This is a genomic window from Psychrobacillus sp. FSL K6-4046 (assembly GCF_038624605.1).
Taxonomy (GTDB): Bacteria; Bacillota; Bacilli; order Bacillales_A; family Planococcaceae; genus Psychrobacillus.
The window spans coordinates 2,279,350-2,296,031 of sequence record NZ_CP152020.1 but is presented as its reverse complement, the minus strand read 5'-3'; the positions used below and the strand labels follow the sequence as shown (position 1 = coordinate 2,296,031).

The window sequence follows — 16,682 nt, the reverse complement described above, 5'->3', positions numbered from 1 at the left end:
AATATGTAAAAATTTTGAATAATTGCATTTCATAATACTAAATAAAAGATGGGGTAATCGAGAACGGTCGATAGGTGTTCTTTCAATGTAAGCATCACGTATAGAGTTATAAATTAAGGGGGAGTTCCATGGAGACGAATAAGATTTTATCATTAGTAAATGTTTCGAAACAGTTCGGGAACAAGAAAGTGCTTAGCGGGGTGAACTTAGATGTCTATGAAGGTCAGATCATTGGATATATTGGACCGAATGGGGCAGGAAAAAGCACAACTGTAAAGCTAATTTTAGGCTTACTTGATGGGTACTCCGGAATGATTGAGATATTTGGAGAAAATATTAAAAAAAACAATTATACATATAAAAAGAGAATAGGCTATGTTCCTGAAACGGCAGAACTATACGAAAATCTAACAGCCTATGAGTATCTTGTTTTTACGGGTGAAATGTATGGATTAACAACGGAGGAGGCAGAAAAAAAGGCTTCTTCACTCATGAAGGAATTTGGTCTGGAAGCTGCATTCCACCAACGATTGTCCTCTTTTTCTAAGGGGATGAAACAAAAAGTACTAATCATTTCTAGCTTGCTACACGATCCAGACTTATTATTTTACGATGAGCCATTAAGTGGTTTGGACGCGAATAGTGTGATGGTTATTAAAGAAATTTTAGCCAAGCTTGCAGCACAAGGGAAAACTATATTTTACTCCTCTCATATAATGGATGTCGTTGAGAAAATCAGTAATCGGATTGTACTTTTAGTAAATGGGGAGGTAGTGGCGGACGGAAGCTTTGAAGAGCTAAAGCAACAAAGTCAAAGTCAAGAGGGCTCCTTAGAGGAAATATTTAATCAGCTGACTGGCTTTAACGAACATGAAGAGATTGCAGAACGTTTTGTGCAAACGGTTAGTGGAGGAACGAGCCATGAATGATTTTGTTTCTCTAAGAGTACTCGATAGATTTAAAAGAATGTTTCTTAAGCTAAACATTGATTACGACATGATGAGGAGGATTTTACAGCTAAAGCTGACAATGGACAGTCGTAGAATGCCTCCTATCTTCAATGGCTCTAAAGTAAAAAAGGAAGGAAATCAATTTCTGAAATCCCTATGGATTTATGGGCTTTTTGGGCTTGTCCTTTTAACACCGTTTCTATTTTTAGGTGATAATTTTATGTTCTCTTTGACAATCATGTTTAGTTCTTTATTTGTTATTTTAATGACTTCTATAATTTCGGATTTTTCTGCAGTACTGCTAGATGTTCGGGATAAGAATATCCTTCAGTCAAAGCCAATTAGCAATCGAACGATTAATGCAGCCAAAATGATGCATATTTTCATTTATATTGTTTTATTGATTGGGGCATTTGTAGCTATACCATTGATAGTCAGTATTTTTAGGTTTGGTCTCCTGTTTGCATTATTATTTTTACTAGAGATCGTTATGATTAGTTGTTTAACTGTTATATTGACAGCATTTATCTATTTATTCGTTCTTCGCTTCTTTAGTGGAGAGATCCTGAAGGACGTCATCAACTATGTTCAAATCTTCCTAGCAATCGGCATGGTTGTCAGCTATCAATTAGTAGCGCACATATTCGATATAGTAAACCTGGAAATAACCTATCACTTTGTCTGGTGGCATTTGTTGGTCCCGCCATTTTGGTATGCAGCACCTTTTGAGCTGTTTTTTAATAATAACCATTCCTTGTATATCGTTCTCTTCACTATACTCGCAGTATTGGTTCCAATACTGGCTTTTTTCCTGTATGTACGTTTAATGCCTACATTTGAAAATTATTTGTCTAAATTGCAAAGTGATACGAAAAGAAAAAAGAAGAAAGCGCGGATGTTGACCTTATTTTGGTCCAAGATTTTGTGTAGAACAAATGATGAAAGGGCTTTTTATAAATTTTCCTCGATTATGCTGAAAGAGGAAAGGGAATTAAAGCTTAAAATATATCCAATATTAGGTTTCGCAGTTATTTTTCCCTTCATCATGTTATTCAATAATTTGAGAACAAGCAGTTTAGAGGAACTGGTAAATGGAAATTCATTTCTCGTCATTTATTTCGCTCTATTATTTGTGCCTTCCGTCGTTCCCTTGCTTCAAACCTCAAATTATTATAAGGCACACTGGGTATTCTATGTGGCACCAAGCCCGAGTAGGGCGCTAGTATATAGTGCTACCTTGAAGGCGACATTGATAAATTATTTCTTGCCTATATTAATTCCTTTAAGTATCCTTTTCCTTTGGATCTTTTCTTTCCGAATTTGGATGGATCTCATAATAGTTTTACTTGGAGCAATAATTTTAACCCTCGTTTCGTACTGGATCTTCATCAGAGACCCCTATCCTTTTTCCAATGAACCGAAGCACGCACAGGAAGGCTCCATGGTTAAAATGTTCGGTGCGATGTTTTTAGTTGGTATTATGACTGTAATTCATATGCAAGTTACAATATTTAGCCTCGAATGGTTATACATTCTAGTGCTCGTAATTAGTATTTTCATTGGCTGGAAGCTAACATTTTTCGGGAGAAAGCAGGGAGCAGATGCTTAAGAAAGATATTCAAACAGAGCAACAAATTTTAGCACTAATAGAAGACGACAAATGGATGATGGATGTATTGAGAACTGCACAAAGGTTGGAGCTTTCAGATTGGTGGATATGCGCTGGGTTTGTTCGGTCGAAAATATGGGATACGCTACATGGATATGATAGACGTACCCCCTTGGCAGATATAGATGTGATTTACTTTGATCCTCATTGCTTGGATGAAGGGGAGGAGAAAAGACTCGAACAGCAGTTGATAGCTTGGAAGCCTGGTATCCCTTGGTCTGTGAAAAACCAGGCAAGGATGCACAAGATAAATAATCTCCCACCTTATAAATCAGCGGAGGACGGGATAGCAAATTTCCCGGAAACAGTCACAGCGTTAGGGGTAAAGTTAGGGGCTGATGGTTTAATCTTAACGGCACCTCATGGTATCGAGGACGTAATTCAAATGCAAGTTCGCCCAGTGCCGGTATTTGTAATGAGCGAAGAACTTCAAGACGTATATAAAAATCGTATGAAGAGCAAGGACTGGAAGGGTAACTGGCCTATGGTTTCTGTACAACATAAATTTCTTTGAAAAAAAGGAGTATTTTATGAGCAAAAAATCTTGGTTTTTACTGTCTTTATCCATACTTATTACATTTGTTATAGTTGTCATTATCCTAAAGCCAAGTGAAACTGATTATGCCAACTGGATGGAAAGTTCCTATCAAGTACACTGCCTTAATTATAATTGCGATACTTTCCAACTAGATGTAAAAGAAGGAGAAGAGCCAGTTATGATGCAGTCTGTTAGAGGCTATGTTTCACCAGGTATATTTATAACGAAAATAGAACGACATTATACAAGTTTTAGCGACTCTTCGTATATTTTAAACGTTGAAGTAGAAGGCTTCTTGGGTAAATTCAAGATTAAAAATGAAGAAATTAAGAACGTGCCAAGAAACTAAAATAGCTAGGACATAATTAGTCAATAAATTAAATAAGGTGAAATCGGCAAATTGATTTCACCTTATACTTCTTTTTATAGCTAGCTTAGCTGATATCTTGAAAGAAATTTCTCCATTCTAGTTGTTTGGTGAGGAGGCGGCGACTCCTGGGGGAACAGCGCGAGCTGAAAGCCTAAGCAGGAGCAAAGCGACGAGGAGATTGAAGCCGTGCCCCGCAGAAAGCGCCCGCCGTATCGGAAAACAACTGCATGTATTGAATAGAAGCCCCGAAAACTTTGCCAGGTCCTAAACATTGCGAGACTTTTTATTGGAAGAGAATTTTGTCCCAGCTCCTTGTCGAATACATACGAGAAATGAAAAAAGAAATCATATTCTTTCCCTTTTTATCTACACAACATCTTCAAACAGATGAACCGATTGGGCAAACGGTGCATATGATGTTATGACTTGATTACAAGGAGGAAGAACATGAAATATTTGCGACATATCGTGACGAAAGCAGTAGTTGCTAAAGGTAAAAAGAGAACGGAATCTTGTGAGACACTTCGACCACCAAACACACCTTCTAGCATTTTAGGGTGCTGGGTTATTAATCATACGTACCAGTCTAAAAAACACGGGAAATTTGTAGAAGTATCTGGAAAATTCGATATCAACGTGTGGTATGCTCACCACGATCACTCTAAAACATCTGTATTTACGGAGACTGTGAACTATAAGGACCGCATTAAACTAAGCTATAGAGACAAAGATGCCACTGGTGAGGAAGTACATGTACGTGTCATTCAACAGCCAAATTGCACAGAAGCAATTATTGTCAAAGGCTGTGAATTCCAAGTGACGGTAGAGAGAGAGTTACTTGCGGAAGTAGTAGGAGAAACAACTGTTTGTATTCAAGTTTATGATGAAGATTTCGAGGAAGAATGGGCTTACGAGGATGAGAGTTCATCCAGTTCTTCTAGCTCATCTAGCTCATCTAGCTCGTCTAGCTCTTCAGACGATTTCCACGATTCATCTTCACTTTAATAAGCCGGCGCTGGCCGGCTTTTTTTTTATGAGTTAAAGTTCTATCGTTAATGACAGGTTTCTTTCTATATTCATAGAAATTATAAAATCAATTAGTCCCTCACTTCCTTGTTTTCAGTATCCTCTATAGCTAGTTTTTCCCATATAAAACAACTAAAAACAAGTCGTATTATGGCTGCGGTGATTATTTATTTTGTTATAATAGGGAGAGTAACAAATGAGAAGAGGGAAACAATGACTACAATTACTCCAATGATGCAACAATATTTAAAGATTAAAGAAAATTACATAGATGCTTTTTTGTTTTTCCGTCTCGGAGATTTTTATGAGCTATTTCATGATGATGCGATTAAGGCAGCATCCATTTTGGAGATTACTTTAACAAGCAGAAAGGACGGCATCCCGATGTGTGGTGTGCCACATCATGCTGCACAGAGCTATATAGAGACTCTGATCTCGAAAGGGCACAAGGTAGCAATATGCGAGCAGGTGGAAGATCCGAGGGTTGCTAAAGGTGTCGTCAAGCGAGAGGTTGTTCAACTGGTAACTCCAGGTACTCTCATGGAGGGCAAGGCATTACACAATAAGACAAATTATTTTATCGCCTCAGCCGATTTATTGTCTACGCAAGAAATTGTTTTCTCTTATTTGGATGTATCCACAGGTGATGGGTTTACTACTATTATAAAAGGAGACGAAAAGGAAGTGGTTCAACAGCTTCTTGCTCTCCAGGCAAAAGAATTAATCGTAAGCGAACAATTATATTTAGTGATAAACGACCTATCCTCTGTTCATGACTTTACGTTATCCATCGAGCAAGAGGAATTGGCAGATGAAGAGGCTGCAAAGTATGTGGAGAATCATCCAACAGTCACCTATCGTACAGTCAAGCGTTTATTAAAATACATACAGAAAACACAAAAACGATCATTGCTCCATATTCAACCTTTTAACTTCCAGGAAAGAGAAGCGTTCCTTGCAATGGATTACCATTCTAAACGTAATTTAGAGCTTGTCTCCTCGATACGAAACGGAGATCAAAAAGGAACGTTGTTATGGCTATTAGATGAAACAGTCACAGCTATGGGCGGAAGAAAACTGAAGCAATGGATTCATCAACCACTAGCCAATAAGCAGGCGATTGAATCTAGGCTCAATATCGTTACCAGCTTCTTAGATGACTTTATGCTAAGAGAAGACATAAAAGAGCTGTTCAAAGAAGTATATGATTTAGAGCGATTGGTTGGAAGAATTGGCTTTGGAAGTGCTGGAGGACGGGACCTTGCCCAACTTCGACAGTCTCTTTCTAAAATCCCGCAGATTAAACAGCTTCTATTAGAAACGCAAGACGATACGCTACATGTATTAGGAGAAGCAATAGAAGATTGTCAGGACATTTGGAGGAAGCTCGAGGATGCGATTAGTGATCAGCCACCTATTTCTGTCAAGGATGGCGGAGTCATAAAAAATGGCTATAACGACCGATTAGACACGCTTCGAGATGCTTCTGTTAACGGCAAGAAATGGATTGCAGAGCTTGAGCAGAGAGAACGAGAAATCACGGGAGCAAAAAATTTAAAAATCGGTTATAACCGAGTGTTTGGCTATTATATCGAGCTAACAAAATCGAATATCCACTTAGCCGATGAATCTAGATATGTGCGTAAACAGACTCTTGCTAATGCTGAAAGGTATATAACAGACGAGCTAAAGGAGAAGGAATCACTGATCCTATCAGCCGAGGATGAAAGTCTAGTATTAGAATATGAACTTTTCTCCGAACTTCGTGAACAAATTAAACAATATATTCCGCTAGTACAAAAGCTAGCGAAGCAAATCAGCGAGCTTGATGTGTTTATATCGTTTGCCGAGGTTGCTGAGAAGCATCGTCTGACAAGACCAATCTTCCATGATTCGAATGCAATGATTATAAAAGAGGGAAGACATCCAGTTGTAGAAAAGATGATGAATAATCAGCTGTATGTCCCAAATGATTGTGTACTTACGGAAAACGAAAATATGCTACTTATTACTGGACCGAATATGTCCGGTAAGAGTACCTTTATGAGACAAGTAGCCATCACTGTGATCATGGCACAAATAGGCTGTTATGTGCCTGCTAAATCTGCCGAGCTGCCGATTGTGGATAAAATATTCACTCGTATCGGAGCGGCTGATGACCTTGCAGGAGGTCAAAGTACTTTCATGATAGAGATGATGGAGTCCCAGCATGCCATAGTCAATGCAACAAACAAAAGCCTACTGTTGTTCGATGAAATCGGTCGTGGGACTTCTACCTATGATGGCATGAGCTTAGCTCAAGCAATGATGGAGTATATACATGACCATATTGGGGCTAACACTTTGTTCTCCACTCATTACCATGAGCTGACAGAACTAGAGCAAACATTGTCCATGCTTCGTAATGTCCATGTGGCTGCTACTGAAAAAGATGGCAAGGTTGTTTTCCTTCACAAACTGAAAGAGGGGCCAGCTGATAAAAGCTACGGAATCCATGTTGCAGAGCTAGCGCAGCTACCAGAAGAAATTATCTCAAGAGCTCGGGAAATCCTTGATACGTTTGAACAGCAGGAAAGAAAAGAATCCGCCCAGAGCAATGGAGCTAATACTCAGCTATCATTTTTTGAAGAGACACCAAGCTCTGAAGCCCAAGCGCCAGTAATAAAAGTGGATGAAACAAATGAAGAAGAAAATGAAACTGCTAAAATTATTATGAAAAAGCTTAAAAAGGTGAATATTTCGGGTACAACACCTTTAGAGGCTCTTCAATTATTATATGAGCTACAAAATGAACTAGATTAAAAAATATAGGTGGTGAGCAACAATGGGGAAAATCGTCGTAATGGAAGAGCTCTTATCTAACAAAATAGCTGCAGGGGAAGTAGTCGAGAGGCCAGCCTCCGTAGTAAAGGAGTTAGTGGAGAATGCCATTGATGCAGAAAGCACCTCCATAGAAATTATGCTAGAGGAGGCAGGATTAGCTAAAATTCAGGTGACTGACAATGGTAAGGGCATGGATGAGGAGGATGCTTTACGTTCCTTCTCTAGACATGCAACCTCTAAAATAATGACCGAACATGATCTGTTCCGAATCCGTTCCTTAGGTTTCCGAGGAGAGGCCTTAGCCAGTATCGCTTCTGTTTCTAAGATTGAACTTTGGACCTCAGATGGAGAGGAGATTGGAACAAAGGTTATGCTGGAGGGAGGAAGAGTAATCTCCTGTACTCCCGCGCCAATTCGAAGAGGGACGGACATTGTAGTAAAACAATTATTTTTCAACACACCGGCACGACTTAAGTATTTAAAAACGATACAAACAGAGCTAGGACATACCATTGATTTGATCAATCGGCTAGCGCTTAGCTTTCCAGAGATAGCATTTAAGCTATCACATAACAACCAGACAATCCTACAAACTAGCGGTCGTGGAGATTTAAGACAGGTGTTAGCTTCGATATACGGAGTATCTAATGCTAAAAAAATGATAAAATTCGAGGCAGAATCATCGGATTTTAAGATTTCAGGCTATGGAACACTTCCGGAGATCACTAGGGCGTCTAAAAATTATATGACAATCTTAGTTAACGGGCGCTGGGTCAAGCATTACGGATTAAATAATGCCATTGTGGAGGCCTATCATACGTTACTACCAATTGGACGCTTTCCGATTGTCGTCTTAAACATTGAAACAGACCCAATGCTAACAGATGTAAACGTGCATCCTGCTAAGCATCAAATTCGTTTGAGTAAGGAAAAGGAACTGATGGAGCTAGTAAAACAAACCATCCGCAAGGTTATGCATCGTTCCCAGCAACCACCTGAGATAAAGGAGAAGCCTGTGAAGCCAAAGCCTCAGCCGAGCTTCCAGTTCGATTTCTTTAAACAAACATATGAGCCAATAAAGCAGGAAGTAAGGGAGCAGAAGGATTTCTCTATCACTCTTCCTCCAAATAACGATCAAAGACCTGATGTGGAGTCTTCTAAATGGGAAGACATCACAACCGTCATGGAACAGAGCTTTTCGACTAATGATGAACCATATTCTGAACCAGCCTTCGAACAAAGAGACCCATTTCCGGATTTACATGTGGTCGGCCAAATCCATGGTACATATATTGTTGCGCAAAGTGAAGATGGATTTTATCTGGTTGATCAGCACGCAGCACAGGAACGTGTGAAGTATGAGTATTACAAGGAAAAGGTGGGAGACGTTGATGCAACTGAGCGTCAAGCACTTCTGCTACCACTCACCTTCCATTATTCTTTGGATGAAGCTTATCGTATTAAGGAGTCCATCGATGAGCTGCACAAAGTAGGTATATTTTTGGAGGAATTTGGTTCCTCTAGCTTTGTTGTGAGAGATCATCCAGTATGGTTTCCAAAGGGGCATGAAACGAAAATCATTGAGGGACTAATCGAGCAAGTGTTGACAAATCGTAAAACAGACATTAAAAAGCTCCGTGAAGAAGCTGCAATCATGATGAGCTGTAAGCTTTCCATTAAAGCAAACCATTATTTAACGCTGCATGATATGGAGCAGCTGCTAGTCAGTCTAAAAAATGCGAAGCACCCTTTGACTTGTCCACACGGCAGACCAGTCATTGTCCATTTTTCGACGTATGAAATTGAAAAGATGTTCAAACGAGTAATGTAGGAGGGATTATGTGGGAAAATATATTTTATCCATCGATCAAGGTACTACTAGTTCAAGAGCTATTCTATTCGATAAAAAAGGTAATATCGTTCATTCCTCCCAAAAGGAGTTCAAGCAGCACTTTCCGAAGTCAGGCTGGGTAGAACATGACGCAAAGGAAATTTGGGGGACTGTGCTGTCAGTATTGGCGGCAGTGTTAACAGAAAGCGGTAGTCAACCTGGCGATGTTCATGGTATCGGAATTACTAACCAACGCGAAACGACGGTTGTCTGGAACAAGCATACAGGAAGACCTATATATAATGCGATTGTTTGGCAATCAAGACAGACCCAGTCTATTATTGATGAGCTAAAGGAAGAAAACCTAGAACCTTTTTTTCAAGAAAAAACGGGCTTAAGGCTGGATCCTTACTTTTCCGCAACTAAAGTTAAATGGATATTAGATAATGTCGAGGGAGCAAGGGAACAGGCGGAGGCTGGAGAGCTGCTATTTGGAACCATTGATACATGGCTAATTTGGAAGCTATCTGATGGTAAGGCCCATGTCACAGATTACTCCAATGCCTCTCGAACGATGCTCTATAATATATTTGAGCAAAAGTGGGATCAGGAGATTTGCGAGAAGCTAAATATTCCGATGGGAATGCTGCCTACTGTTTCTTCTTCATCAGAGGTTTATGCAAAAACTGATCCATCTGTTTTCTTTGGGAAAGAAATTGACATAGCAGGAGCTGCGGGTGATCAGCAGGCTGCCTTGTTTGGACAATGCTGTTTTGAAAAGGGTATGGCTAAAAACACATATGGTACAGGCTGCTTTATGCTCTTAAATACCGGAGAGGAAGCGGTAACCTCTCATAACGGTTTATTGACGACCATCGCATGGGGGATTAACGGAAAGGTGACCTATGCATTAGAGGGGAGCGTTTTTGTCGCTGGCTCTGCCATACAATGGCTGCGTGATGGACTGCGTATGTTAAAGCATGCCAATGAATCTGAAAGCTACGCAAAACGTGTGGATTCTACAGAAGGTGTATATGTCGTTCCGGCCTTCGTTGGATTAGGAACACCTTATTGGGATTCTGGAGCTAGAGGGTCCATATTTGGACTCACACGGGGCACTACGAAGGAACATTTTGTCCGTGCTACCCTCGAGTCTCTTGCCTACCAGTCAAAGGACGTCTTAGATACGATGATCAATGATTCTGGTGTTGATGTAGAAGTGCTCAGAGTAGATGGTGGTGCAGTAAGTAATGAATTTCTCATGCAATTTCAAAGTGATTTGTTAAATTTACCCGTAGAGCTTGCAAAGCTAAACGAGACTACGGCATTAGGCGCTGCTTTTCTAGCAGGCTTGGCAACCGGGTTTTGGAAGGATGAGCAGGAGCTATCCGACATGAGAAAAAGCCAACGCTTATACGAGCCTCAAATGGATGACGCTAGAAGAAAACGATTATATAAGGGCTGGAAATTAGCCGTTGAAGCAACACGAGTATTTAAATTTCAGGATGAGGAAGTGGAGTAAGTGAAATCTTCAGTAGAACGTGAGCAAATACTAAATACATTAAACTTTTATGAATTCGATGTCTTAGTCATCGGAGGTGGTATAACAGGCGCGGGGATAGCTCTTGATGCAGTAACGAGAGGGATGTCTGTAGCCTTAGTGGAAATGCAGGACTTTGCAGCAGGGACATCAAGCCGATCGACAAAGCTAATACACGGTGGTTTGCGTTACCTGAAGCAAATGGAAATTAAGATGGTAGCCGAGGTAGGGAAAGAAAGAGAAATTGTCTACGAGAATGCAGTTCATGTGTCTAAACCTACTGGCATGCTCCTTCCATTCCATAAGCAAGGAACGTTTGGTCCCTTAAGTACTTCAGCTGGCCTAAAACTATATGATTATCTAGCGGGTGTTAAAAAAGAAGAACGTCGTCTGATGCTATCTGCTCAGGAAACACTAGAAAAAGAGCCTCTAGTTAAAAGTAAGGACCTTCTTGGTGGTGGCTATTACGTTGAGTATGTTACGGACGATGCAAGACTAACTATCGAAGTTGTAAAAAAAGCGATTGAAAAAGGTGCCGTATGCTTAAACTATGCTAAGGCTAGATCCTTCCTCTATAGCGATGATAATAAAGTGGTTGGTGCTGAAATAGTAGACATGGTTACAAACAAAAGAATTGCAATTCATGCTAAAAAGGTAGTAAATGCTACTGGACCTTGGGTTGACGGTGTGAGAGCACTAGATGCAATCGAGAACAAAAAGAAGCTGCGACTAACAAAAGGTATTCATGTTGTAATCGACCAATCTATCTTCCCGCTGCATCAAGCAATCTATTTTGATACACCTGACAAACGAATGGTATTTGCGATACCTAGGGAAGGCAAAACATATGTTGGGACAACTGACACCTTTTTTGAAGGGAAAATCCAAAATCCAGTAGCTACGTTACAGGACGTTGAATATCTAATAGATGCCATTCATTACATGTTCCCTGGTGTCAGAGTAGGAATCGAGCATGTTGAGTCTACATGGGCAGGTGTTCGTCCGTTAATCTATGAGGATGGCAAGGATCCGTCTGAAATTTCACGTAAGGATGAGATTTGGGAATCAGAGGCGGGACTATTAACAATAGCAGGCGGTAAGCTGACAGGCTATCGTAAAATGGCCGAAACAATCGTTGATAAGATTTCTAAGCAGCTCGGGGATGAAAAGTATGGTCCTTGTGTGACGAAGCATTTGAAGTTATCTGGTGGTGAAATTGAGAGCTCAGAGCAATTCGAAGGATTTGTTGCTTTAAAAGAGCAAATCGCTCCTTCCTACGGTTTAACGCAAGAAGAGGGAAGAAGATTGGCTAAGCTCTACGGCTCAAATGTAGATAAAGTGTTCCAATATGCGCATATTCTCTCTACTGTTCCAACTAATTTGCCATTAGGTTTGCTAGCGCAGATATACTATGCAGTTCATGAGGAGATGACGTACTCCCCAGTTGATTTCTTAGTAAGAAGAACGGGTATGCTGTATTTCCATATTGACCAGTACAAATTGTATAAGGATGAAGTACTAAGCGTGATGAAGCAATTGCTACATTACAGTGAGGAAGAGACTGAAAGCTTCTCTCAACTATTAGAAGAAGCTTTAATAGATGCTATGTTTTCGAAAGGTAGTGTTGTGGAGTGAAGCAAATTTTAGAAGCAAAGATGTCAGATGGTCATCTCATTTATGTGATGAAATGTATACCATCTGATACACCAATTGGCCATGTTCACCTCATGCATGGCTTGGCAGAGCATATTGAGCGTTACGATGCATTTATCGATTTTCTGGTTGATCAGGGATTTATCGTAAGTGGACATGATCACCGTGGTCATGGAAAGACGGCAGGTAAGAACGGTCAGCTCGGCTATTTTGCCGATCATGCTGGGTTTGAAAGAATTACAGAGGATGTACGAGAAGTGCTGTTGACTGTCCGAGAAGGAATAAGTGATGTTCCTCTTATTTTGTTCGGACATAGCATGGGCTCGTTCGTTGCGCGTCGATATATGCAAAAATATAGTGATTCCCTGTCAAAGGTTATTTTAAGTGGAACAGCGTTTGACCCTGGAGTAATGGGTAACATGGGAAAGCTGATTGGTAAAGTAGCTTCTAAGATTAAATCACCACAGGCAGAAAGCCCTTTGCTTAACTCGCTAGCATTTGGAGGATTCAACAAGAAGATTGATCATCCGGAGACTCCTTTTGACTGGTTAACCAGAGACGAGGAAGAAGTAAGGAAATATATTGAGGATCCTCTATGTGGTTTTGTCCCATCCAACCAGCTTTACGTTGATATGTTTGGTGGAATGAGAGCTATTCATAAGGAATCGGAAATTATGAAAATTCGTAAAGACCTCCCCGTGCTCATTATAAGCGGAGGGAAGGACCCCGTAGGAAAAGACGGCAAGGATGTATTTAAAGTGGCGGAAGGTATGAAAAAAGCTGGTATGAAAAATATAACGGTGCAATTGGTCGAAGGGGCAAGACACGAACTATTAAAGGAAATAGGAAAAGAGCAAACAATGGAATTTATATATAAGTGGATGATGAAGAATGAATAACCGCCCAGCAGTAATCGCGATTGTAGGACCAACTGCTGTAGGGAAGACTGCGTTGAGCATCGAGCTAGCTAAGTACTGCGATGGAGAGATCATTAATGGTGACTCGATGCAGGTTTACCGAGAGCTAAACATTGGAACAGCCAAAATAACTGAAGAAGAAATGGAAAACGTTCCACACCATTTGTTGGATCTCAAGGATCCGACGGAGAGCTTCTCTGTAGCCGAATATCAAAAGCTCGTACGTGATAAAATAGAGGAAATTGCCTCTCGAGGAAAAGTGCCAATTATTGTAGGTGGAACGGGGCTATATGTTCAGTCAGTACTATATGACTTCCGTTTTACCGAGCAGCCAAAGCTAGAGAGCTCAAGGACAAGGGAGCTTGAAAGTATGAGCTCAGAGGAACTATATTCGATGCTAGAGAAGATAGATCCGGAAGCTGCAAAAGACATTCATCCAAACAATGTCCAACGAGTTATAAGAGCTATCGAGAGACATGAGCTGACGGGAAAACAAAGAGACGAGATTGAACAAAATCAGGGCAAGGAAAAGGTTTATCCACACTACATCATTGGTCTGAACATCAATCGTGAGGAACTCTATCAACGTATAAATAAGCGGGTAGACATCATGATGGACCAAGGACTGCTACGGGAAGTAAAAGGTCTTTATGATAAAGGGTTAAGAGATGTCCAGTCTATTCAAGCGATAGGGTATAAGGAGATTTATGATTATCTAGATGGATTGGCAACACTAGAGGATGCTGTCGATAAGCTTAAACAGAATTCGAGAAGGTATGCGAAGCGGCAGTTAACCTATTTCCGGAACAAAATGGAGATTCACTGGTTTCACCCATTTGAAGATCGTGAAAGTATTTTAGAAGAAATTAGTGCATTCTTGCAGGAAAATCAATAATTTAAGCGAATAGTTAAAGTGATACGTTTTTAAGTGTAAATTGTAAACGGGGGTATTGGGATGAAACCAATGAATATTCAAGACAACTATTTAAATCAGTTAAGAAAAAACGAAATCTTTGTAACAGTTTTTCTGTTAAATGGCTTTCAATTAAAGGGGACAGTGAAATCATATGATAATTTCACTGTGTTATTTGAGTCCGATGGGAAGCAGCAATTAATTTATAAGCATGCGATTTCTACATTTGCACCATCGAAACCTGTCAAGCTATCAGAAGAGTAAAATCGAATCCTTTGACAGTTCCACTTGCTCCAATTATTATTTGATAGAATCTTTAAATTGAAGTGGAGAGGTTATTTATGAAAACTATTACGACAGATGAACTTCTAAAAAAAATAGATGCAGGCGAACAAGTCAACATCATTGATGTACGTGAACAAGAGGAAGTAGATGCAGGAATCATTCCTGGAGCTAAGCATATTGCATTAGGTCAAGTGGAAACAAGCTTGGATCAGATCGACCCGTCCGTTCCTCATTACATAATTTGCAAGGCTGGCGGCCGAAGTGCAATGGCTTGCGAAATCCTTGAAGAGAACGGTTACGATGTAACGAACGTAACAGGTGGTATGATGGCCTGGGACGGGGAAGTGCAATTCTAATATTTACATGTAGTAAGGGGCTAATTTCATTTTTTTGAAATTAGTCTTTTCTCTTTTATAGTAAAGCTTTGCTAAAGTTATTGGTTGATTTTGAATTCAAAATGACTATTAAATAACATATCTAGATTATAAGATGTGGTTGGAGTCCGTTTACCGGCTTGTTTATGCAAGTAAATTTATAGATTGAGTTTTATTGACGCATTAAAGTATACTCAATTTATTGATTGGAGCGACAGGCGGCGACTCCAGTGGGATGAGTGAGACAGATAAGACATCACAACCACGCGCGTAAGCGATGGGTGATGGCTTATCGCTCACCCCACGGAAAGCGTCCGGCTGGCGCGGAAATCAAATCCACTCTCTGATTTAAAATTCATAAATCAACCCAACCCTTTAACATAGCCTTTAATAAAGAGTTAAAATTATAATTTCTCTAACAAAATACAAAGTACAAAGAATAGAATTAGGAGATGCATCATGGAATTTACAACTACCTTATCAGAAGAAATATTGGCATTGGCAAAATCAGCAGAAGCTAAGATTGCCGATTATCACAAAGAAATAGAAAGCATCGCCTTTCACAATCAACAAAAAGTACTTCATGCCTTTAAGGAGCATCATGTAAGCGATCATCATTTTAATCCTTCTACAGGCTATGGCTACGACGATGAAGGACGTGATACGTTAGAAAGAGTATATGCAACGACCTTTGGAGCAGAGGCTGCTTTAGTACGTCCACAAATCATCAGTGGTACCCATGCGATTTCAATCAGTTTGTTTGGTGTGCTACGCCCTAACGATGAATTGCTATACATAACCGGTAAGCCCTACGATACATTACAATCGATTGTCAGTGGGGGAGAAGAGGACACGGGCTCTTTGGCCGACTTCGGTATCAATTATCAGCATATTGACTTGCTAGAGGATGGAGACGTGAACTGGGAAGCCGTAGAAAATGCTATACATGACAAAACCAAGGTAGTCGCCATTCAACGATCTAAGGGCTACGCAGTTCGTCCTTCTTTCACAGTGGCTCAAATTAAGGAAATGGTAGAAAAAATTAAATCCATTAAGCAGGATGTCATCATTTTTGTAGATAATTGCTATGGAGAATTTGTGGAAACCCTTGAGCCCACTAATGTCGGCGCAGATTTAATGGCTGGCTCCTTGATAAAAAATCCAGGTGGTGGAATAGCTAAAACGGGTGGATATATTGCAGGAAAAAAAGATTTTGTTACAAAATGCGCTTACCGAATGACTTCTCCGGGTATAGGTTCAGAGGCGGGTGCTTCACTGAATACATTATTAGACATGTATCAGGGATTCTTCCTAGCTCCCCATGTTGTCTCGCAGGCAGTAAAAGGCGCTATTTTCACTTCAGCGGTTTTGGAGGAAGTAGGTATGACAACCGAGCCCCATTATTCTCAAAAACGAACGGATTTAATACAATCAGTATCCTTTCAAACGCCAGTGCAAATGATACAATTTTGCAAGGCTATTCAAACCCATTCACCAATCAATGCACAGTTTGCTCCAGAGCCGGCATACATGCCTGGTTATGAGGATGACGTTATTATGGCTGCAGGAACATTTGTACAAGGCTCAAGTATGGAATTGACAGCAGACGGCCCGATTCGACCTCCTTATACGGCCTTCATCCAAGGTGGATTAACATACGAGCATGTCAAATATGCCATTTTAGGAGCAGTTCAGTCATTGAATCAATAACAAAAAAATACCACTTTCTGAAAAAGAAAGTGGTTTAATTTTTTGAAAATTTTATGTAAGTTTTCCTAACATGGTGTTGACAT

The 16,682-nt window shown here is 40.1% G+C and carries 14 protein-coding genes; all 14 read left to right on the top strand.

The genetic code is table 11. The annotated features are described in order from the left end of the window. Positions 1-128: 128 nt before the first annotated feature. Complete coding sequence (locus MKY09_RS11395) at positions 129-929, top strand: ABC transporter ATP-binding protein (protein WP_342566673.1); 801 nt, start codon at positions 129-131, stop codon at positions 927-929. Beyond that, positions 922-2,559, top strand: a complete 1,638-nt coding sequence (locus MKY09_RS11390; protein ID WP_342566672.1) for a hypothetical protein — start codon at positions 922-924, stop codon at positions 2,557-2,559. Before MKY09_RS11395 ends, MKY09_RS11390 begins: the two co-directional genes overlap by 8 nt. Beyond that, on the top strand, positions 2,552-3,133 hold the full coding sequence (locus MKY09_RS11385; protein ID WP_342566671.1) for a nucleotidyltransferase family protein: 582 nt from the start codon (positions 2,552-2,554) through the stop codon (positions 3,131-3,133). Before MKY09_RS11390 ends, MKY09_RS11385 begins: the two co-directional genes overlap by 8 nt. A 16-nt stretch (positions 3,134-3,149) precedes the next feature. Then, the gene (locus MKY09_RS11380; protein WP_342560628.1) at positions 3,150-3,506 is read left to right on the top strand and encodes a hypothetical protein; all 357 of its coding nucleotides are present in this window, start codon (positions 3,150-3,152) and stop codon (positions 3,504-3,506) included. A 468-nt stretch (positions 3,507-3,974) separates the two neighbouring features. Further along, positions 3,975-4,532, top strand: a complete 558-nt coding sequence (cotE, locus tag MKY09_RS11375) for an outer spore coat protein CotE (protein ID WP_342566670.1) — start codon at positions 3,975-3,977, stop codon at positions 4,530-4,532. 234 nt (positions 4,533-4,766) lie between these two features. After that, on the top strand, positions 4,767-7,355 hold the full coding sequence (gene mutS, locus MKY09_RS11370) for a DNA mismatch repair protein MutS (protein ID WP_342566669.1): 2,589 nt from the start codon (positions 4,767-4,769) through the stop codon (positions 7,353-7,355). A 22-nt stretch (positions 7,356-7,377) separates the two neighbouring features. Next, positions 7,378-9,207 carry a DNA mismatch repair endonuclease MutL gene (mutL, locus tag MKY09_RS11365; protein ID WP_342566668.1) on the top strand — a complete coding sequence of 610 codons (1,830 nt, stop codon included), beginning with the start codon at positions 7,378-7,380 and terminating at the stop codon, positions 9,205-9,207. A gap of 10 nt (positions 9,208-9,217) precedes the next feature. Continuing rightward, a complete protein-coding gene (gene glpK, locus MKY09_RS11360; RefSeq protein ID WP_342566667.1) occupies positions 9,218-10,729 on the top strand; it encodes a glycerol kinase GlpK in 1,512 nt (503 codons plus the stop codon). Then, a complete protein-coding gene (locus tag MKY09_RS11355; RefSeq protein WP_342566666.1) occupies positions 10,730-12,382 on the top strand; it encodes a glycerol-3-phosphate dehydrogenase/oxidase in 1,653 nt (550 codons plus the stop codon). Next, positions 12,379-13,299 (top strand): alpha/beta hydrolase, encoded by a 921-nt coding sequence (locus tag MKY09_RS11350; RefSeq protein WP_342566665.1) that lies wholly within the window; start codon positions 12,379-12,381, stop codon positions 13,297-13,299. Before MKY09_RS11355 ends, MKY09_RS11350 begins: the two co-directional genes overlap by 4 nt. After that, complete coding sequence (gene miaA / locus MKY09_RS11345) at positions 13,292-14,212, top strand: tRNA (adenosine(37)-N6)-dimethylallyltransferase MiaA (protein ID WP_342566664.1); 921 nt, start codon at positions 13,292-13,294, stop codon at positions 14,210-14,212. The genes MKY09_RS11350 and miaA overlap by 8 nt, the downstream gene beginning before the upstream one ends. 60 nt (positions 14,213-14,272) lie before the next feature. After that, entirely contained in the window at positions 14,273-14,494 is a 222-nt protein-coding gene (hfq, locus tag MKY09_RS11340) for an RNA chaperone Hfq (protein ID WP_144541813.1), read from the top strand. A 77-nt stretch (positions 14,495-14,571) separates the two neighbouring features. Continuing rightward, the gene (locus MKY09_RS11335) at positions 14,572-14,871 is read left to right on the top strand and encodes a rhodanese-like domain-containing protein (protein WP_144541815.1); all 300 of its coding nucleotides are present in this window, start codon (positions 14,572-14,574) and stop codon (positions 14,869-14,871) included. A 477-nt stretch (positions 14,872-15,348) separates the two neighbouring features. Further along, positions 15,349-16,599, top strand: coding sequence for a methionine gamma-lyase family protein (locus tag MKY09_RS11330; protein ID WP_342566663.1), 1,251 nt, complete (start codon positions 15,349-15,351; stop codon positions 16,597-16,599). Positions 16,600-16,682 lie beyond the last annotated feature (83 nt).

What these genes read in the sequence shown, in the direction of transcription:
- MKY09_RS11390 (WP_342566672.1), top strand. Translation starts at nt 922, where the DNA reads ATGAATGATTTTGTTTCTCTAAGAGTACTCGATAGATTTAAAAGAATG.
- miaA (WP_342566664.1), top strand. Translation starts at nt 13,292, where the DNA reads ATGAATAACCGCCCAGCAGTAATCGCGATTGTAGGACCAACTGCTGTA.
- MKY09_RS11380 (WP_342560628.1), top strand. Translation starts at nt 3,150, where the DNA reads ATGAGCAAAAAATCTTGGTTTTTACTGTCTTTATCCATACTTATTACA.
- mutL (WP_342566668.1), top strand. Translation starts at nt 7,378, where the DNA reads ATGGGGAAAATCGTCGTAATGGAAGAGCTCTTATCTAACAAAATAGCT.
- cotE (WP_342566670.1), top strand. Translation starts at nt 3,975, where the DNA reads ATGAAATATTTGCGACATATCGTGACGAAAGCAGTAGTTGCTAAAGGT.
- MKY09_RS11395 (WP_342566673.1), top strand. Translation starts at nt 129, where the DNA reads ATGGAGACGAATAAGATTTTATCATTAGTAAATGTTTCGAAACAGTTC.
- hfq (WP_144541813.1), top strand. Translation starts at nt 14,273, where the DNA reads ATGAAACCAATGAATATTCAAGACAACTATTTAAATCAGTTAAGAAAA.
- MKY09_RS11335 (WP_144541815.1), top strand. Translation starts at nt 14,572, where the DNA reads ATGAAAACTATTACGACAGATGAACTTCTAAAAAAAATAGATGCAGGC.
- mutS (WP_342566669.1), top strand. Translation starts at nt 4,767, where the DNA reads ATGACTACAATTACTCCAATGATGCAACAATATTTAAAGATTAAAGAA.
- MKY09_RS11385 (WP_342566671.1), top strand. Translation starts at nt 2,552, where the DNA reads ATGCTTAAGAAAGATATTCAAACAGAGCAACAAATTTTAGCACTAATA.
- MKY09_RS11330 (WP_342566663.1), top strand. Translation starts at nt 15,349, where the DNA reads ATGGAATTTACAACTACCTTATCAGAAGAAATATTGGCATTGGCAAAA.